Origin of the sequence: Rhodococcus sp. 05-2254-2 (assembly GCF_002259095.1) — a bacterium.
Classification (GTDB): domain Bacteria; phylum Actinomycetota; class Actinomycetes; order Mycobacteriales; family Mycobacteriaceae; genus Rhodococcoides.
This window is the reverse complement of record NZ_NOZJ01000008.1, coordinates 145,892-164,382: the sequence shown is the minus strand read 5'-3', so window position 1 is coordinate 164,382 and position 18,491 is coordinate 145,892. Positions and strand designations below refer to the sequence as shown.

At 65.1% G+C, this 18,491-nt stretch carries 21 protein-coding genes and 1 tRNA gene; 11 read left to right on the top strand and 11 right to left on the bottom strand.

The window, feature by feature from the left end:
- Positions 1-36 precede the first annotated feature (36 nt).
- The gene (dhaL, locus tag CH283_RS10875; RefSeq protein WP_094638788.1) at positions 37-1,695 is read left to right on the top strand and encodes a dihydroxyacetone kinase subunit DhaL; all 1,659 of its coding nucleotides are present in this window, start codon (positions 37-39) and stop codon (positions 1,693-1,695) included.
- Here the strand turns inward: dhaL and CH283_RS10870 are convergent.
- The 5 genes from CH283_RS10870 to CH283_RS10850 form a co-directional block, all read right to left on the bottom strand.
- Positions 1,679-2,164, bottom strand: coding sequence for a GAF domain-containing protein (locus CH283_RS10870; RefSeq protein WP_094638787.1), 486 nt, complete (start codon positions 2,162-2,164; stop codon positions 1,679-1,681). The genes dhaL and CH283_RS10870 overlap by 17 nt on opposite strands.
- Entirely contained in the window at positions 2,140-2,829 is a 690-nt protein-coding gene (locus CH283_RS10865) for a DUF998 domain-containing protein (RefSeq protein WP_255183180.1), read from the bottom strand. The genes CH283_RS10870 and CH283_RS10865 overlap by 25 nt, the downstream gene beginning before the upstream one ends.
- Positions 2,830-2,838: 9 nt before the next feature.
- On the bottom strand, positions 2,839-3,882 hold the full coding sequence (locus tag CH283_RS10860; RefSeq protein ID WP_141215227.1) for a hypothetical protein: 1,044 nt from the start codon (positions 3,880-3,882) through the stop codon (positions 2,839-2,841).
- A gap of 63 nt (positions 3,883-3,945) precedes the next feature.
- The gene (locus CH283_RS10855) at positions 3,946-4,362 is read right to left on the bottom strand and encodes a very short patch repair endonuclease (RefSeq protein WP_068054654.1); all 417 of its coding nucleotides are present in this window, start codon (positions 4,360-4,362) and stop codon (positions 3,946-3,948) included.
- Positions 4,359-5,507, bottom strand: coding sequence for a DNA cytosine methyltransferase (locus tag CH283_RS10850; RefSeq protein WP_176460248.1), 1,149 nt, complete (start codon positions 5,505-5,507; stop codon positions 4,359-4,361). The genes CH283_RS10855 and CH283_RS10850 overlap by 4 nt, the downstream gene beginning before the upstream one ends.
- Before the next feature lie 178 nt (positions 5,508-5,685).
- On the opposite strand from CH283_RS10850, the gene CH283_RS10845 reads away from it, so the two are divergent.
- The gene (locus tag CH283_RS10845) at positions 5,686-7,479 is read left to right on the top strand and encodes an ABC transporter ATP-binding protein (RefSeq protein WP_176460213.1); all 1,794 of its coding nucleotides are present in this window, start codon (positions 5,686-5,688) and stop codon (positions 7,477-7,479) included.
- Complete coding sequence (locus CH283_RS10840) at positions 7,472-9,295, top strand: ABC transporter ATP-binding protein (RefSeq protein ID WP_094638782.1); 1,824 nt, start codon at positions 7,472-7,474, stop codon at positions 9,293-9,295. The genes CH283_RS10845 and CH283_RS10840 overlap by 8 nt, the downstream gene beginning before the upstream one ends.
- On the opposite strand, the gene CH283_RS10835 is transcribed toward CH283_RS10840, so the two are convergent.
- Entirely contained in the window at positions 9,292-9,633 is a 342-nt protein-coding gene (locus CH283_RS10835; RefSeq protein WP_037188837.1) for a hypothetical protein, read from the bottom strand. The genes CH283_RS10840 and CH283_RS10835 overlap by 4 nt on opposite strands.
- 188 nt (positions 9,634-9,821) lie before the next feature.
- Here CH283_RS10835 and CH283_RS10830 point away from each other — a divergent pair, with 188 nt between their 5' ends.
- Positions 9,822-10,337 carry a putative glycolipid-binding domain-containing protein gene (locus tag CH283_RS10830; protein WP_068054710.1) on the top strand — a complete coding sequence of 172 codons (516 nt, stop codon included), beginning with the start codon at positions 9,822-9,824 and terminating at the stop codon, positions 10,335-10,337.
- Here the strand turns inward: CH283_RS10830 and CH283_RS10825 are convergent.
- A complete protein-coding gene (locus CH283_RS10825; protein WP_094638964.1) occupies positions 10,310-11,281 on the bottom strand; it encodes a prephenate dehydrogenase in 972 nt (323 codons plus the stop codon). The genes CH283_RS10830 and CH283_RS10825 overlap by 28 nt on opposite strands.
- Before the next feature lie 63 nt (positions 11,282-11,344).
- Between CH283_RS10825 and CH283_RS10820 the strand changes: the two genes are divergently transcribed.
- From CH283_RS10820 to CH283_RS10805, 4 genes are all read left to right on the top strand, one after another.
- A complete protein-coding gene (locus tag CH283_RS10820) occupies positions 11,345-11,884 on the top strand; it encodes a tRNA adenosine deaminase-associated protein (RefSeq protein WP_068054716.1) in 540 nt (179 codons plus the stop codon).
- Positions 11,885-11,893: 9 nt separating this feature from the next.
- Positions 11,894-12,343 carry a nucleoside deaminase gene (locus CH283_RS10815; RefSeq protein ID WP_373557632.1) on the top strand — a complete coding sequence of 150 codons (450 nt, stop codon included), beginning with the start codon at positions 11,894-11,896 and terminating at the stop codon, positions 12,341-12,343.
- Positions 12,344-12,436: 93 nt separating this feature from the next.
- Entirely contained in the window at positions 12,437-12,634 is a 198-nt protein-coding gene (locus CH283_RS10810) for a CsbD family protein (protein ID WP_032380656.1), read from the top strand.
- 58 nt (positions 12,635-12,692) lie between these two features.
- A tRNA-Ser gene (locus tag CH283_RS10805) sits at positions 12,693-12,783 on the top strand.
- Between the two features lie 245 nt (positions 12,784-13,028).
- Here CH283_RS10805 and CH283_RS10800 read toward each other — a convergent pair.
- From CH283_RS10800 to CH283_RS10790, 3 genes are read right to left on the bottom strand one after another with little or no spacing between them, the layout of a single operon-like run.
- On the bottom strand, positions 13,029-13,490 hold the full coding sequence (locus tag CH283_RS10800) for a hypothetical protein (RefSeq protein ID WP_094638780.1): 462 nt from the start codon (positions 13,488-13,490) through the stop codon (positions 13,029-13,031).
- Positions 13,491-13,526: 36 nt separating this feature from the next.
- The gene (locus tag CH283_RS10795) at positions 13,527-14,441 is read right to left on the bottom strand and encodes an alpha/beta hydrolase family protein (protein ID WP_094638963.1); all 915 of its coding nucleotides are present in this window, start codon (positions 14,439-14,441) and stop codon (positions 13,527-13,529) included.
- The gene (locus CH283_RS10790; protein WP_094638962.1) at positions 14,438-15,448 is read right to left on the bottom strand and encodes a PHP domain-containing protein; all 1,011 of its coding nucleotides are present in this window, start codon (positions 15,446-15,448) and stop codon (positions 14,438-14,440) included. Before CH283_RS10790 ends, CH283_RS10795 begins: the two co-directional genes overlap by 4 nt.
- A 120-nt stretch (positions 15,449-15,568) precedes the next feature.
- Between CH283_RS10790 and CH283_RS10785 the strand changes: the two genes are divergently transcribed.
- Complete coding sequence (locus CH283_RS10785; protein ID WP_068054670.1) at positions 15,569-16,258, top strand: YceI family protein; 690 nt, start codon at positions 15,569-15,571, stop codon at positions 16,256-16,258.
- Here the strand turns inward: CH283_RS10785 and CH283_RS10780 are convergent.
- The gene (locus CH283_RS10780; RefSeq protein ID WP_068054672.1) at positions 16,239-17,144 is read right to left on the bottom strand and encodes a sterol desaturase family protein; all 906 of its coding nucleotides are present in this window, start codon (positions 17,142-17,144) and stop codon (positions 16,239-16,241) included. The genes CH283_RS10785 and CH283_RS10780 overlap by 20 nt on opposite strands.
- 109 nt (positions 17,145-17,253) lie before the next feature.
- Between CH283_RS10780 and CH283_RS10775 the strand changes: the two genes are divergently transcribed.
- Complete coding sequence (locus CH283_RS10775) at positions 17,254-17,889, top strand: SOUL family heme-binding protein (protein WP_094638779.1); 636 nt, start codon at positions 17,254-17,256, stop codon at positions 17,887-17,889.
- 60 nt (positions 17,890-17,949) lie between these two features.
- Complete coding sequence (locus tag CH283_RS10770) at positions 17,950-18,408, top strand: RrF2 family transcriptional regulator (RefSeq protein ID WP_068054679.1); 459 nt, start codon at positions 17,950-17,952, stop codon at positions 18,406-18,408.
- The last annotated feature ends 83 nt before the right edge of the window (positions 18,409-18,491 follow it).

Sequence of the window (18,491 nt, the reverse complement as noted above, 5' to 3'; positions counted from 1 at the left end):
ATGAAGGGACGCGGCGCAGGTGGTTAGGGTGGAGCCATGTTCTCCAATTCCCCTCGAACATTCGTCGCCGACGCCCTCCGCGGTTTCGTCGCCGCCACCGACGATGTCACGTGGCATGCCGATCCCGGATTTCTGACCCGCCGCTACCGCATCTCCGACGGTCAGGTCGCCCTGCTGTCCGGTGGGGGATCGGGCCACGAGCCGCTGCACGCCGGCTTCATCGGACGCGGCATGCTCACCGGCGCGTGCCCGGGTCTGATCTTCACCTCACCCAACGCGCTCCAGGTGCACGAGGCATCGAAGGCCGTGGACTCCGGCGGCGGAGTGCTGCACATCGTGAAGAACTACACCGGCGACGTGATGAACTTCATGATCGCCCGAGAGCTGTTGCAGGAAGACGGTATTGCGGCCGACGTCGTTCTCGTCGACGACGACGTGGCCAGTGAGAGCGAGGACGGTCCAGGTCGACGCGGCACCGCAGCAACCATCGTCGTCGAAAAGGTGTGCGGCGCAGCAGCGGAACGCGGCGACAGCCTGCAGGCGGTGGTCGCGCTGGGGCGTCGAACCGCGGAGAACGCACGCAGCATGGCGGTTGCACTGAACCCGCCCACCTTGCCGGGAGCAGACGAACCGTCCTTCGAATTGCCCAAGGAAGAGATCGAACTCGGCATCGGTATCCACGGAGAACGCGGCACCGACCGCGTATCCCAGCTGCCCGCTCAGGAAATCGTGGAGAAGCTGACCGAGCCCATCGTGGATTCGCTCGGATTGAACTCGGGCGAAACGGTGATCGCGATCGTCAACGGGCTCGGGGCAACGCATCCGCTCGAACTGCATCTACTGTTCGGCGAACTCTCGGAATACCTCCACGGCAAAGGGATCGAGATTTCCCGCTCGCTGGTCGGGAGCTTCGTCACAGCGCTGAACATGGGCGGAGCCTCGATCACCCTGGTCCGCGCAGACGACGAGATGCTCGAACTCTGGGATGCACCCACCGACGCACCCGGCTGGCCCAACGCATCGAGCCGTGGCGCGAAACCGGTGGCCGAACGCGGCGCATTCGGACCGACCTTCACGCCGTCCGACACCGGCGACCGATCGGCGTTCGTCTCGGAGTGGATCGGGTCGTGGGCGCAGCGGGTACTCGACGAGGAACCGGCCCTGACCGAGCTGGACCGCAAGGCAGGCGACGGCGATTTCGGAACCAACATGGTGGCCGCCCTCGAACAGCTCGATCTGGACGCTGTGAAGGAAAGCTATTCGGCAGCAACGGTATTCGAGGCGGTAAGCGAGGCCTACCTCGGCCACGCCGGCGGTACGTCCGGAGCGCTGTTCGGCATCTGGTTCCGCCAGTTCTACCGGACGATGCTCGAAACCGAGCCGGATCTCACGGCTATCGGACAGGCCGCCAGGGCAGGACTCGACAGCATCACCGAACTCGGTGGCGCCCGGGTGGGCGACAAGACGATGGTCGACGCCATCGCCCCGGCCGTCGACGCGCTCGAGAAGGACGGCGGCACCCTGCAGGACGCTGCCGACGCCGCGAAAACCGGAGCCGAATCGACGAAGGACATCACTGCCAACCGCGGCCGCGCCAGCTACGTCGGTGAGGCCGCACGCGGCGTCGTCGACCCCGGTGCGCTGGTCATGGCCTGGTTCTTCGAGGCGGCAGCTGGTTCTACCCCAGAGAGTTGAGAAAAACCGCCGCGATCGCTTCGAGGCCGGCCTGATCGTCGGCGTCGAAGCGGTCGGGGACAGGGCTGTCCGGATCGAACACACCGATCAGGGTCTCGCCCTGGTACAGCGGTACGACGACCTCGGAGCGAGTGTTGGCATCGCACGCGATGTGGCCCGGGAAGGCATGGACGTCCGCGACGCGCTGTGTCTCACGGGTAGTTGCTGCCGCTCCGCAGACACCCTTGCTCAGGGCGATGCGCACGCAGGCAGGCTGACCCTGAAACGGCCCGACCACCAGTTCGGTGCCGTCGTACAGGTAGAAACCGACCCAATTGACCTCGGGCAGAGCGTGATAGACCAACGCGGAGAGATTGGCGGCGTTGGCGATCAGATTCGATTCCTCGAAGACCAGGCCGCGGGCCTGCTCGGTGAGCTGCTGGTACTGCTCGACCTTGGAACCGTTCAGTTCGGTCGCGGTGAAGGACATACGCCGAGTCTAAGCGCACATCCCAGCACCACCAGATACGCCGACATGCCGCCCACTTGAATCCGTTGCGCGATGCCGAGACCGTACTGACCGGGCAGATTGTCGGCGATCAACAGCCACGCGGTGGCCAGCGTCGTCAGGATCAGGACGGCAAGGCCCAGCGTGCGAAGCAGCGGGTACAGCCGGTAGCGGAACGCGGCCAGCGTGAACGCGACCATGACGGTGAAGATCGCGAACACCGCGATGGTGCTGGTGAGTGCATGAAGATGATGGAGTTGCGGGAAGAGCCCGCTGGGTTCGATCGGGCAACTCGGATCGTCGGCCGCGACACACTCAAGGGGGAGTTTCGCGTCGGCGATGGTCGCGATACCGAAGATGCCCGACGCCACCCAGCCGGTGACGAGGAGCCGTCGACGCGGGGTTGCCAGGAAGCCGAGGACCGCGGCGAGAATCATCAGCGAACCCGTGACGACGTCTGCGGTGGAGAAGAATTCGCGGTACGGCTGATCGCGGGCGTCGAGTTCGCTGAGGAAGGATGTGGTGGGGTCGAGTCCGGTATCGAGGAAGAATTCGGCCACCCACGCCGAATACAGCAGTCCGGCGAGGATCAAGCAGATTGCCCCTACGACACGGCGGATATCCACGCCTTCGGTTCTCGAACGCACCGACCAAGGCTAGCCAGTCAGTACATCGGCGGTTGCCACCGCCAGGGCGACCGCGGAGTCGCAGTGGTCGGCCAGGACGGTAAGGGTGGGAACTGTGCGGGCATAGCGCGCGGCAGTGTTGTCCTCCTCGGGCATGCCGAGCACGGGGTTGCCCAGCACGATGTCGGCGAAGCACGCCGAATCGGAACCGCGTGTTTCGACGGTGTAGCCGCCTTGCTGGATGGGCTCGCGGTCCGTCGAACGCAGGTCGCCGTCGACGTAGCCGAGCGAGACGTCGAGCATCGCCAAGTTGTCCTCGAATGTTGCCGAGGACGCCGTGAAATGGCAATGGTACGGATCGGACGCAGGGTTCCAGCGGTCCACCGTCCAGGTTGCGGGCAAGTGTTCCAGGACCGCGCACGGGTCTTTCATGGCAAGCGGAAGGTTGTACTTGGAATCGGCACGCAGTGGTGGGTCGTCCAGCAGCGCGAGCGCTGTCTCGGTGACGGATATCGCTGCGGGGCACGCGTCCCCCACACTGCGGAACACCTCGATGGCGGCGAAACTACGACCGGACTCGGTGAGGTAGCCGTCCATGGCCCCCGCGGTGGCACCGTCGAACTCGTCGCGGAGCGGGAAGCTGATGCGGCACGACCCGTGCGACGCGTTCTCGCGATACGCCTGTTCGCCACCGATCGTGATCTGCTCGGTGCCCTTGTCGTCGGAACTCGGCCGATATCCGTTCAGATCGACAGAGATGGAGTCGGTGGCGCTCGACCCCGCGGGATTCAGGCTGGCCGAGCACGTGCTCAATTCGCCTTCGGGCCGCAGCTGCACCACTGTGCCGAGGGCGGCGAGATCGTCCTGGGTGAGAAAGCCGCAAGGATCGAGACTGCGCACGAATTCTGCCGAATCGGCCAGATATCGGTCTGCCTCCGACATCTCGAACCCGTACCGGCTCTGCGGCGACGAACTGCCTGCGGGAAAAGCGTTGCCGAGCAACACCACCGCGCATCCGCTCGTCGATACGGACATCGCCAGCGCCACCGCCGCGAGCAACAAATTTCTACGCACCGTTTTCCCCCGAACTCGATTCGACCGATCATGGGGTTGGACGCGCGGGGGCTCGAGATGGTTTCAGTCTCCTGATAATTCGTCTTCAACTCGGTCGGCGGCGACGGTGGGATCCTCGTGTTCCCAGATCCGCACCACACGCCAGCCCTCCGCGAGCAGCTTCTCGTCGGTGTCGCGATCACGGGCGACGTTGGCGGCCAGTTTGTCGGCCCACCACTGGGCGTTGTTGCGGGGCGCGGTCGCGTGAATCGGGCAGCTGTGCCAGAAGCAGCCGTCGACGTAGACCGCGACCTTGCGCCTGGGGAACACCAGATCTGCTCGACGCCTCATGCCCTTCAACGGAGCGCGATCGACGAAATATCGCAGGCCTCGCCGGTGGAGTGCTCGCCGCAGCGCCACCTCAGGCTTGGTGTCGCGTCGCTTCTGCTTGCTCAGGCGCGCACTGGTTTTCGCGTCGGTGACGGGGCGGTCTGCGCTCACACCGGAACCTGCTCGGCGTACCCGCCCATGCGCTCGAGGTGGGCGTCGAGGTCGTCGAGAAAACCGTCGGCGAAGCGAAGGTTGCCGGTGCGTGCGCGCTTGAGGAATCCCGCGGTGGCCCGCGCCGACAGCAGCTTCGAGTCGTCCAGAAAGTCGATGAGGTCCTCGTAGGGTTCGTGCACCGGCATGGTCGACACGGCGACCTTGAACGACGTTCGATCGCGTCCCCAGGCGGCGGTCGGCCAGGCCTGGCCTGGAAGTAGAGCTAGATCGTTCGACGCGTCGTACGGCTTCGGATCGTCGAGTGCACGTGCGGCCCATGACGCCATCCGCACACTGACGGCATTGCCGACGAGCTTCCAACGATGCCCGCTGCGCACGCCGGGTTGCTGGACAGCAGGCAGCGTCCAGTCGGGATCGAACCCCTGCAGACGTTCGGCCCCGAGGATGCCGGGCGTGACGATCTCCCCGGACGGCAGACGAACCGCCGGGGGACTGGCGATGCCCAGGGACGATCCACCCTTGAGCGTCGGGACCGCATTGACCGCCCAGCCCAGACCGCGAATGCCCTCGGTCCAGTAGAAGCCGCACGGTTGGGTGCTCGGATCGCCGTCGGGCAACGGGCCTGCATCCTGGGAGAACAGCACCTCGCGCGGATCGTCGGTGCGTGAGGCCAGCATCACCACCCGCTGGCGACGCTGCGGCAATCCGAACGCTCTGGCATCGACGACGCGGTAGGCCCACATGTAGCCGAGGTCCTCGAGCGCGTCGGTGATGTGTCGCATGGCAGCCCCGCGGCTGAGCTGCAGCATGAATGGCACGTTCTCCATCAGCAGCCAGCGCGGGCCCCGCCGCCGCGTGACGAGCCGAAACACCTCGTCCACCAGGCCGGAGCGGGCACCGGTGATGCCCGCAGTGCGTCCGGCCTGGGACAGGTCCTGACAAGGAAAGCCCGCTGCCACCAGTTCGGTGTCGCCGGGCAGGCTGCGGAGAGTGGTGACGTCCGTGTGCAGCGGTGTCTCGGGCATACGCGCTCGAAGGACGGCCCCGGCTCCGGGATCGATCTCGCACAGCAACTGCGTCGACCAGCCCGCCTCGCCCAAACCCAGCTCGAGCCCGCCGATCCCCGCGAACAACCCGACCATCGACCGTGCGCTCACGTGTGCCCTTCCCTCGCCCGACGGTCCTACGGTACTCGAGGGCTCTTGAACTTGACCTCGACCTTGCTCGAGGTTTCACACTGGAATGCGCTGGCCCAAAAATCGGTTGGAAACTGAGCCTGTGCAATGAAATCATTCGAGCACAGCAATAAGGAGAAGAACTGTGTCTACGGGTGTGCTCGATCCCGAAACCGGAACGGTCGATCAGCCATACCCGAACCCAGTGCGGACGGCCAGTTCACTGCGCCGTTTCGCGCCGTTTCTGCTGCCGTACAAGTGGTTCTACATAGCCTCGATCGTGGTCTCGCTGATCGCGACCATGACGGGTCTGGTGATTCCGTTGGTGATGCAACGCGTCATCGACGGTCCGATCACCGATCGCAATTTCTCGGCCGTCTGGTGGCCCGCCGCTTTCGTCCTGTTGCTCGGCACCATCGATGCACTCGGTATCTGGGTTCGTCGTTATCTGGTCTCGCGGCCGTCGAGCCAATTCGAGATATCAGCGCGGGCAACGGTATTCGACAAGCTGCAGCGACTCTCGGTTGCGGCGCACGAAAGTTGGGAATCGGGTCAGCTGCTCTCTCGTGCCATCGCAGACCTCGGTTCGCTGCGTCGGTTCATGGCCTTCATCGGCCCGTTCATCATCATCAACGCGGTGACACTCGTCGTGGGTATCGGCGTACTGCTTGTCCAGTCCTGGCAATTGGGGCTGATCATGCTGGTGACGTCGGTGCCGCTGGTGATCGCCTGCACCAAGTTCGAGACGCTGTACCGCGTCGTGGCCCGTGACGCTCAGGATCAGGCCGGCGATGTCACGACGACGGTGGAGGAATCCATCCAGGGTATTCGCGTCCTCAAGGCATTCGGTCGAAGTGCGCACTTGGGCAAGCAGTTTCTCCGTCAGGCTCGTACGTTGCGCGGCACCGAACTGAAGAAGGTGCGCTACCTGGCGATCATCTGGGCGGTGATCGTCGGATTGCAGCCCATCACCATCGGCGCAATCCTGGCGGTGGGGACGTACTCGATCGTGCAGGGCACGATGACGGTCGGCACGCTCGTCGCCGCCATTGCGATCGTCACCTTCTTGCTGTGGCCTATCGAATCGTTCGGGTACCTGCTGGCCGAGCTGAACAACGCGCGCACGGCAGCGGATCGGTACTGGGAGATCATGGACACTTCCGAAACCGTGACCGATCCGGTCAATCCCGTCGATTTACCCGAAAAGATCCGTGGCCGAGTGCAATTCGATCGCGTCGGATTCACCTTTCCCGACGCGTCCTCGCCGCTTCTGACCGACGTCAGCTTCGTCGTCGAGCCGGGGGAGACCGTCGCGCTGGTCGGCAACACCGGTAGCGGAAAGACTGCGCTGACGAACCTCGTGCCCCGACTGTTCGACGCCACCGAGGGCACCATCACGATCGACGGTATCGACGTGGCCTCGATGCGGTTGGCCGATCTTCGCTCGATCGTCACGGTGGCGTTCGAGGATCCGGTGTTGTTCTCGGCCAGTGCGCGCGAGAACATCGCGCTCGGTTCACCCGACGCGTCCGATGCCGAGGTGGCCGAGGCGTTGGAGATCGCGCACGCAACGGATTTCGTCGAGCAGTTGCCGTGGGGTCTGGCCACTCGCATCGGTGAGCAGGGCATGAGTCTGTCCGGTGGGCAGCGGCAGCGGCTCGCACTGGCGCGGGCGGTGCTCGGCAAGCCGCGGGTGCTGGTGCTCGACGACCCGCTGTCCGCGCTCGACGTGGACACCGAAGCGAAAGTGCAGAAGGAACTGCGACGCGTATTGGCGCATTCGACGACGGTGCTGGTGGCACACCGGCCGTCGACCGCTGCATTGGCCGACCGCGTGCTCTATCTCGAGAACGGAAGAATTGTGGAGCAGGGAACACACGAGGGACTGCTGGCGTCGTCGCCGCGGTACCGCGAGGTGATGGGGTCGATTCATGGCTGAGCAAACTGCAGCTGCGGATTGGCGCGGCGTCGGCGGTGAGGAATCGGAGGTCGACGCGACCGGAAACCTGGTGCTGGCCGGGCGTTCTCGCCGGTTGCTCGTCTCGTTGGTGCGCCCGTACAAGAAGCAGGCCCTGCTGTCGTTCCTGATCATTCTGGTCGACAACATCACCTACGTCGCCGGTCCGCTGTTCATCGCCTACGCGCTGGACAACGGCGTCGGCGCTGCGGGACAGGGCGATTGGGGTCCGCTGCTGTGGGCGGTCGGCGGGTACACCGGCTTCGGTCTGCTCGGCATGCTCACCACCTACGCGTTTCTCACCGTCTCCGGTCGGCTGAGTCAGAACATCCTGTACGACCTGCGCGGACGGGTGTTCGACCATGCCCAGAAGCTGAGTCTGTCGTTCCACGAGAAGTACACCTCGGGACGGCTGATCTCGCGACTGACCAGCGATGTCGAATCTCTGCAGACACTGCTCGAGAGCGCGCTCAACGATGCCTTGACGGCGATCCTGTCGATGGTGTCGATCGCGATCATCCTGGTGTACCTCGACGTTCCTATGGCGATGATCGTGCTGGCCGGCTTCGTTCCGCTGGTCCTCGTCACCCGCTGGTCACAGCGCCGACAACGCCAGGGCTACCGTCGAACACGGGTGGCGATCGCGCGCGTGGTGGTCCATTTCGTGGAGTCGATGGGCGGCATCCGCGCGGTGCAGGTGTTCCGACGCGAGGGCCGCAACGACGCCATTCTCAGTACCGAGGACTCGGAGTACCGGGACGCCACCACCGCGGCGTTGCGCGGTATGGCGAGCTACACCGGCATCGTGCGCTGGATCGGCAACGTCACGCTGGCGATTATCCTGGTGTTCGGTAGCTGGCGAGTGATCAACGGCCACATGGACATCGGCGTACTTGCGGCCTACGTGCTGTATCTCCGACGGTTCTACGGGCCGCTCGACGAGTTGGCGATGGTGTTCAACGCCTACCAGTCCGCCGCGGCTGCGCTCGAGAAGATCTCCGGTGTGCTCGAGGAGGAACCGTCGGTGATCGCGCCGAAGAATCCGGTCGAGATCGGAACGGTGAAGGGCGACATCACGTTCGACGACGTGCACTTCTCCTACGGATCCGAGCGCGTTGTGCTGCCCGAGTTCTCGTTGCATGTGCCTGCAGGGCAGGTGGTCGCGATGGTCGGGGCCACCGGAGCCGGAAAGTCGACACTGGCAAAGCTGTTGGCGCGATTCTACGATCCGACGGCCGGAGCCGTGCGACTCGACGGCATCGACATGCGTGAGATCAGCGACGAGGACCTACGCCGCAACGTCGTCATGGTGACGCAGGAGTCGTTCCTGTTCTCCGGTTCGGTGGCGGACAACATCCGACTCGGACGCCCCACCGCGACCGATGCGGAGGTAAGGGCAGCGGCCGACGCCGTCGGACTGACGGAGTTCATCGCGTCGCTACCGGAGGGAATCGACACGGACGTGCGCAAGCGTGGAGGTCGATTGTCCTCGGGCCAAAGGCAATTGGTGGCCTTTGCACGGGTGTTCCTCGCGGCACCGTCGGTGATCGTGCTGGACGAGGCAACGTCGAGTCTGGACATTCCGAGCGAGCGGCTGGTGCAGCGCGCGCTCGAGACGATCCTGCAGGGGCGAACTGCGCTGATCATCGCGCACCGCCTGTCGACGGTGGCGATCGCCGATCGGGTACTCGTCATGGCCGACGGAAACATCGTCGAGGACGGAACCCCCGAGGACCTCATCGCGGGAGAGGGACGCTTCGCACACCTGCACGAGGCGTGGGAGGACTCGCTGGTCTAGGTCCAGGGAGTGATCGGCGGCTTGACCCACATGATCTTCTCGTCCGAGTGCTGGGGCGTCGCGCCGTCGTGGCCCGGGTGTTCGGCCGCCCATGCGGATTTACGGTCGAGCAATTCGGCCACGATGGTCCACGTCTCCATCGTGCTCGGTGGGTGTAGGTCGGCAGCGCGGGCCAGCTTTCGGCGGACGGCGTCGGTGAGGTCGAGGAGCTCGGCACCGGTGATGCCGCGATCCCACACGTAACGCGCGAGGGCTGTCGCCTTGTCCTGTCGACTCTTCGCGGCCTGTTCGGAATGCGCGAAATCGAACTGACCGCCGCCGGTGTTCTCTGTCGTCACGGGCACAACCTTAATGAACTGCGAGAAAAGGCACGTCCGCTTGATCTTCTGGGGGCCTCGTCGCCTACCGTAGGTGGGTGATCACTCAAGCATCGGGTGCCGAGCATGCCTCCGTCCCCGCGTCCGATTCCACCGACGCGAAAACCTGGCCCTCGATCCTGACGTGGCGAGCCCACGATGTTCCCCGCATGGAGTCCGTGCGAGTACAGCTCTCCGGCAATCGCATCAAGGCTGCCGGACGCATCATCGGCGCTGCGTGCAGCGATCACCCCGCCTTCAGCGCGTCCTACGACCTGGTGACCGACGAATACGGCGTCACCAAGCGACTGTCGGTGCGCACCTCGCTCGCGTCCGGTGACCGGCAGGCGTCCGTCAGCCGCGACGACGAGGGCTACTGGATGGTGGAGAACAGCACCAGCCATCAGCGCTCGACCTACAGTGGCGCACTCGACGTCGACATGGTGCTCAGCCCCTTCTTCAACACTCTGCCGATCCGTCGATTCGGTCTCCACACTCAGGTCCAGGACCTCGAGGTGCCCACGGTCTACGTGAACGTGCTCGACCTCAGCATTCAAGAGGCCACGCTGACCTACAGCAGCGGTTCCGAGGGCATCCACGTCATCTCGCCGGTCTCCACCTCGTCCGTCACGGTCGACGCCGACGGATTCGTCCTCGATTACCCGGGACTGGCCGAGCGGATCTGACGCACGACGCCACCGCGTCGGCCCGCGTCCTGCAGTCTTTCTCGCCACCCCGGCGCGCCCGGGGTGATATCGGTGATCTCGAAACGCTGATGCTGCTCGTACTGCAGGCGCGCGGCGTTTCCGGCGTCGACCAGTGTTTTCGTCGAGTTCTCTTCCAGTTCTTCGCGCGCTGCGGTGAGCGCATGCAACGCCTCGTCGAGTGCAGTTCGTAGCGCGGCTGCGTTGCCCTCGGTCATCGCTCGGACGAGATTCGGCGACGACGACGCTACCCGCGTCCCGTCCCGGAACGAGCCGGCAGCCAGACCCAACGCCAACGGCCCGCCAGCCGCCCCGACGATTGCCAGGGCCTCGGCCAGCAGGTGCGGCAGGTGCGAGATTCTGGCGACGGTGCGATCGTGCTCGACGCTCTCGGCCGGCACCACCACCGAACCGCAATCCAGGGCGAGCCGGGCCACCCTCGTCCACACGTCGGCGTCTACTCCCGGGTCGGTGGCCACCACCCACACCGCGTCGACGAACAACGTGGGATCGGTGGCCGACCAGCCGGACTGGTTGGTGCCGGCCATCGGATGCCCACCGACGTAGCGGGCCTGCAGTCCGCGAGCCGCCACGGCCGCGGCAACCTCGGCCTTGACGCTCACCACGTCGGTGATCGGAGCAGCGGGCGCATGTTCGGCAATTGCCGCCAGAACCGAGTCGACGGCAGTCATCGGAACAGCGATGACGATCAATGCATCCTGCGCTGCGGCCCTGCTCAGCGCGGCTGTCAGGTCGGTGCCGACGTCGTAGCCGTCGGCGATGGCACCGGCGATCGCGTCGGCCGATCGGTTCCATCCCCACACCGGACGACCCGCATCGTGAGCCGCGCGCAGGATCGACCCGCCGATCAATCCGAGACCCAGAACGCACACCGAGGAAGAAGTCACCGGATCAGATTGGCACAGGTGGGTGACGTCGACGGGAGGTGGACTTCGAATACAGGCCCCTACCGGACTACCGTTGCGCGCATGGCCGCACAGCGCGCGAACAACAACCGCGCATCCGCACCGGAGTACGACGACCTCGAGGGATTCGGCGTTGCAGTTGTCCGAGAGGAAGGCAAGTGGACTGTCACGCCGCTGTCCGACGACGCATTGACCAGCCTGTCGGCGGCAGAGACCGAACTGCGTGAACTTCGCAGCTCGGGAGCTGTGTTCGGGCTGCTCGACGTCGACGAGGAATTCTTCGTCATCCTGCGTCCCGCACCGAACGGCACCCGACTCCTGCTGTCCGACGCGGTCGCCGCAGTGGACTACGAAATCGCCGCGGATGTTCTCGATGCGTTGAACATCGAAATCCCCGACGTCGACCCCGATGAACTCGACGACATCGAGCCCTACGAGGAAGGCGACCTCGCCCTGCTGGCGGACCTCGGACTGCCCGAAGCCGTGCTCGGCATCATCGTCGCCGAGACCGACGACTATCCGGACGAGCAACTGCAGTCCATCGCCGAACGACTGGGTTTCGAAAGCGAGTTCGCCGCAGCGGTGGACAAGCTTCGGCGGTAACCGATGCCGATGTCCGACGCGGACATGATCCGAGCAGCGCTGTCTGCTGCGGCCGAGGCATCGGATGCCGACGTCCCCGTCGGAGCCGTCGTGTTCGACGCCACCGGACGTGAGATAGCCCGGGCCTGCAATGCGCGGGAGGCGTCGGGCGACCCCACCGGACATGCAGAAGTGATCGCGTTGCGTCGAGCAGCGGCTGTTCACGGTGACGGTTGGCGACTCGAAGGCTGCACCCTGGCCGTCACGTTGGAACCCTGCACGATGTGCGCCGGGGCGCTGGTCCTCGCCCGCGTCGGAGCGGTGGTGTTCGGAGCATGGGAGCCGAAGACCGGTGCTGTCGGTTCGCTCTGGGACGTCGTGCGCGATCGCCGACTCACCCATCGGCCACAGGTCCGCGGCGGTGTATTGGAAGCCGAATGCGCCGACGTGTTGACCCAATTCTTCGCCCGTCAGAGATAACGATCTCGTCACATGGTGGCCTGCATGTCCGATTTTGTGGAGGGTAGAGGGCAGAGCGCAACGCTGCGCTCCGAACTTGTGAAGGAGACATTCATGGGACTCGGCGACAAGATCTCGAACAAGACCGAAGACCTCGGCGGCAAGGCCAAGGAAGCCGCTGGTTCGGCCACCGGAGACAAGGACCTCGAAGCAGAGGGCAAGGGCGACCAGACCTCGGCCGCATTCAAAGACGGTGCCGAGAAAGTCAAGGACGCAGCCTCGAACATCAAGGACAAGCTCACCGGCAACTAGATCTGCGCGCTGAGCAGGCGATTTAGCCTCAGGCCGTCATTCCGGTACAGTCTTCTGCGGTGGCGTGTCCGAGCGGCCTAAGGAGCACGCCTCGAAAGCGTGTGACGGGTAATCCCCGTCCGAGGGTTCAAATCCCTCCGCCACCGCCAAGAACTCCCCACCCGATCCGTCGGGTGGGGAGTTTTTTGTGCGCTGGGGGCTGGGTTCGTCGCAGATGCGCGCGCATTCGTCAGACGCGTTCGGATTCGCTATCGATCCGGGTCTATTTCGCGCGCACTTGGCGAACGCACGCGCGTTTGCGGGATCACCGGGGCGGGGCGCGGGATCACCGAGGCGGGATCACCGAGGCAGGACGGGGATTGGGGCAGATCCGAACCCCACGCGACTCAGACGCTCAGCACTGTCCCGCCCCTGCGGCGTCGAGTCCCCGCAGAATTTCGTTCTGATCGCCGGGCGGGACGTCGTTCCAGCTGGGCGCGGTGGTCATTTCGGTGCGCAGACCCTCGACGGAGGCGGCGCGGTCGGAGATTCCGGTCTGCTCCAGCGCATCGATGGACGGCAGAAACTGGGTGCAGGTCTGCTGGTAGAGCGCTTCACCGGTGACGCCGGAGGTCGCGTCGGTCGGAGCTGCGGGCTCGGCAGCAGGCGGTACCTCGGAAACAGGCGCAGGAGCGGGCGCGGGCGCAGGTGATTCGACCGTGGTGCTGGTCGGGACCGTGGTGGAGGCGACAGCAGACGTGGTCGTAGCAGCAGCGGAAGTGCTCGACGCTTCCTCGGTCGACGCCTCGTTGCCACATCCGGCCACCGAGACGGCCACGATCAGCCCGAGCAATCCGGTCGCGATTTTTCCGTTCATCGCAACTGTGTACCACCTACGGCAGAACCGCCGACGTCAAAGCAGGGTCTGCGCACGTCCGGTGATGGTGCTCAGCGCCGTCGACCAGGCGAGGTCTTTCGGGTCGAGGAACGCTCCGTGTCCGGCTCCGGGCAGAACGACGAGCTCGGGGTCGGTGCTGCCCGCCTTCACGGCAGCGTCGACGTAGACCCGGCTCTGATTCACCGAGACGGTTTGGTCGGCGTCACCGTGCAGTGCGGTCAGCGGCACGTCGAGCGGGAGGTATTCGATGGGCGAGGCGATCTCGTAGCGCCCGGGCACTTCGTCCGGCATGCCGCCGAGGAAGGCAGGCACAAATTTGTCGCCGCCGATGTCGGCCGCTCTCTTCATGTCGAAGACGCCGGCCATGATGGTGGCGCTGCGGGGTCTGATCTTCGGTTCGGCCCCAGGCGCGTCGACGGGCATGAGGTGTCGAGCGGCCACCCAAGCGGCGAGTTGGCCACCGGCCGAATGTCCGGCGACGTGGACGCGATCGAGGTCGAGTCGCCCGTCGGCTGCGTCCTGTACGACGGTTGCCAGTGCCTCGGTGGCGTCGTCGACGTCGGAGAGGGTGTTGGCCCAGTTGTTCGGGCCACGTCGGTATTCGACGTTCCACACGGCGATGCCCTCGTCGGCGATGGCCGTCGACATCTGTTGGAAGTACGACAGGTCGAGGTCTTCCTGCCACCCGCCGCCGTGAATCATCACCACCACCGGGAGCGAGCTGGCGTTGTTGTCCGGGAGGTACAGGTCGCCGATGTTGTCCGAGTCGTATCCGTACTTCAGCCGGATGGGATCCCCGGCCGGGCCTGATACCGGTTGTAGCGCAGCCGAATACGTTTCGGCGGTGCTCGATGAGGAGTCGGTGTCGGCCGAACTGCAGCCGACCAACGCGACAGCCAGCAGACCCGAGAGGAAATGGCGACGATTCACGCGCGCTGCGCCGTCCACTCGAGCAGTTCGGTGAGCGGCCAGGTGTTGATCACGCGCTCGGCGGGGACGCCGCGCGCTTCGGCACGGATGCAGCCGTAGCCCTGCCAGTCCAGCTGTCCGGGTGCGTGCGCGTCGGTGTCGATGGAGAACAGGCAGTCGCGCTCGAGGGCGATGTCGATCAGTCGCTCCGGAGGATCCTGGCGCTCGGGTCTGGCGTTGATCTCCACCGCGGTGCCGAACTGTCGGCAGCCCTCGAACACCACGGGAGCGTCGAACGTCGATTCGGGCCTGGTGCCGCGGCCACCCTCGACGAGCCGTCCGGTGCAGTGACCGAGCACGTCGACGTGCGGGTTGGCGATGGCGGTGACCATGCGTTTGGTCATGGTCTTGGAGTCGGCACGCAGGTTGGAATGCACGCTCGCCACGACCACGTCCAGCTCGGCGAGCAGACCTTCGTCCTGGTCGAGTGATCCGTCGTCGAGAATGTCCACTTCGATTCCGGTGAGGATGCGGAACGGTGCGAGCCGCTCGTTCAGCTCGGCGACGACGTCGAGCTGTGCGCGCAGGCGCTCGGCGGTGAGGCCGTTGGCGACCTTGAGGCGCGGGGAATGATCGGTGAGAGCGCAGTATTCGTGGCCGAGCCGCGCGGCGGTGCGCATCATTTCCTCGATGGGGCTGCCGCCGTCGGACCAGTTGGAGTGGGTGTGCAGATCGCCCTTCAACGCGCTGCGAAGTTCGTTGTCGCCGATCGGTTCTGCGGCATCACGCTGCTCACGGAGATAGTCCGGGACGTCCTGGGTGAGAGCCTGGCGAATGATCAGCGAGGTCTTGGCTCCGATACCGGCCAGCGAGGACCAGCTGTCGGCCTTCTCGTGCTCGGATCGCTTTGCGGGCGTGAGGGATTCGACGACATCGGCGGCCCGACGGTAGGCCTTGACGCGGTGGGTGTCCGAACGTGAGCGCTCGAGCCAGTACCCGATCTCTCGGAGTGCGTCCACCGGATCCATGCGTTCCATTGTGCCTGGCGGTACCGACACGCGTTCACGGGGTAAACGGACAAAACTCTCAGGGAGTTACCAGGTCGCTCACTCCCCATAGGCTTGAAGCTGCAACTACCATCGGCAGTCATGACCAAGAAATGGTGGATCGTCGGAGTGGTTGTTGTCGTCGTGGCGGCGCTCGGGCTGTACTTCGGCCCCAAGATCTATGCGTCGCTCCAGGAAGACGACGCACCGGCAGCATCGGTGTCCACCTCGGGCGCGCAGGCCGCCAGTACCGAGAGCATCGATGGACGTTGGATCGTCACCCCAGGTGACGCTGCCAACGCCACCGCCGCGGGCTATACCGTCGACGAACTGCTCAACGGGTCCGATGTCACTGTGGTCGGGTCGACGACCGAGGTCTCGGGCAACGTCGTCATCGCCGACGACACCCTGACCGAGGGACAGGTGGTCGTGATGACCAACTCGATCACCACCGACAGCGATCGTCGGGACAGTCAGTTCCGCGGCAACATCTTCGACACCGCCGCCTACCCGACGGCGACGTTCGACATCGACTCGCCGATCGACCTGTCCTCCCTGCCCAAGGACGGCACCACCCAAACCGTCACCGCCGAGGGCACATTGACGCTCAAGGACCAGACGCGTCCGGTCTCGGTGCAGATGGAGGTGCTGCAGTCCGGTGACACGCTCATCGCGTCGGGCGCAATTCCGACCACGTGGGCCGATTACGGCATCGAACCGCCGTCGCTCGGCTTCGTCACCGTGGAGGGCTCGGGAACCGTCGACTTCCTGATCAATCTGAGTCAGCAGTAGCGCGTTCTCTCGCGGCCGCAGGCGTCCATCCCGGCGGCCCGACGAGATATCCGACGCGTTCCTTCCATGACCGCGATGCCGCGACATCCCGTGCGATGTTGCGGTATTCGTGTGTCTGGAGGGTCCAGATGTTGAACGTGTCCACTGGCTTGGTGAGGCCGTAGTTTGGGCGCTCGACTTCCTCGGCGTAGGTGCCGAACAGTCGGTCCCAGACGATGAGGATGCCGCCGTAGTTCTTGTCGAGATACTGAGGATCGCGGCCGTGATGGACGCGATGGTGCGAGGGCGTGTTGAAGACGAACTCGAACGGCCGCGGCAACCGGTCGATGCGCTCGGTGTGGACCCAGAATTGATAGACGAGGTTGATCGAGAAGCCGACGAACACCATCCACGGCGGCATTCCCAGCAGTGGGAGCGGTAGCCACATGATGACCTCGCCGCTGTTGTTCCATTTCTGTCGCAGCGCCGCCGCGAAGTTGAAGTACTCGCTCGAATGATGAGCCTGATGCGTCGCCCAGATCAGTCGGGTCCGATGCGCGATGCGGTGATAGCCGTAGAACAGCAGGTCGACGCCCAGGATCAGGATCACCCACGTGTACCAGGCGTCGGCCGGGAGATGCCACGGCGCAACGTAGACGTAGATGGCGGTGTAGCCGACGAGGGCGAGCGCCTTCCATGCCGTGGTGGTCGCGATCGACACCAGGCCCATGCTCAGGCTGGCGCGCGCATCCCTGGCGGAGTAGCTGCCGCGAGACCCGTCTTCGAGCTTCGCGGCGGCAATCCACTCGATGGCCAGCAGCAGCGCGAACGCGGGAATGGCCAGCGCGACGGGGTCGCGCAGCGGTTCGGGCAGTGCATTCCACGCCGAACCGATCCAGTCGCTCATCGAACCTCCCGCGTGACAGTGAGAGGTTGAGTGTAACGCTGTCTGCCCTACTTTCCTACGGCTCGTACCGTGGAGGGCGCACGCATCGGTCGAGGGAGCGGAGTCGGACATGTTGCAGAAGATCGCGTCCACGGTCGGGCAGGTGGGCGAGTCCGTGTTGAGTGTCGTCGGCATTCGGGTCGGTACCGAGGAACCGCCGCACACGAGCCGTCGACTGACCGATGCGGTGGAGATCCGTCGTTACTCACCACGCATCGCGGCGCAGACCACGGTCGACGCCGATGGGGACGAGGCACGCCAAGAAGGTTTCCGTCGCCTGGCCCGGTACATATTCGGTGGAAACGGGGGCAAGCAGAAGGTTGCCATGACCGCTCCCGTCAGTCAGTCGCCCGCAGGCTCGAAGAAGATCGCGATGACTGCCCCCGTGTCGAGCACGCCCGGCAACGACGGCTGGGTCGTCCGGTTCTTCATGCCGGCCGAGTGGACGATGGACACGCTGCCCACGCCCGACGACGACCGGGTGACATTGGTGGAGGTCCCAGCGGAGACGGTGGCCGTGCTGCGTTTCAGCGGTGGCCGCAGCCGGGACGACGTCGAACCGCAGATGGCCGCGTTGACCGAAGCGCTGCGTGCACACGGCATCGAGATGCTCGGTGAGCCGATGACCTGGTTCTACGATCCTCCGTGGACCTTGCCGCCGCTGCGTCGCAACGAGGTGGTCGTGGCGATACCGGACGGTTCCTGACGCGTCGGGGCATTCCGGCAACTGCTCGCTAATTCCCTATTGCAATGGTAGGAATTGAGCGTGCACATCACGGCCAAGGCGGACTACGCAGTTCGGACGCTCGTCGAACTCGCGGCGGTCGGCGGGCAGCGGCCCGCGAAGGCCGAGGCGCTGGCCCTGGCGCAGGGAATTCCGCACAAGTTTCTCGAATCGGTGCTCTCCGATCTGCGTCGAGCAGATCTGGTGTGCAGTAGACGGGGACCCGACGGCGGCTACTGGCTGGCGCGGGAGGCGTCGGACATTTCTGTTGCCGACGTGATGAGGGCCGTGGAGGGACCGCTGGCGTCGGTGCGCGGTCTGCGGCCCGAGGATGCGGAGTACTCCGGTCCGGCCGAGCCGCTCACCCGCGTGTGGCTCGCCGTACGCGCCAATCTGCGGGCGGTGCTCGAGGCGGTCTCGCTGGCGGACATCGTCGAGAACGACTTGCCGGACTTCGTGGGGGAACTCATCAGCGAGCCGACCGCATGGGCTCGTCGATGATGTGAGTCACATCCGATCTTCGGTGTGGCGCGATCGACAAAATTGCACATCACTGCAAACTTGCAGAACAGTGCAAGTTCCGT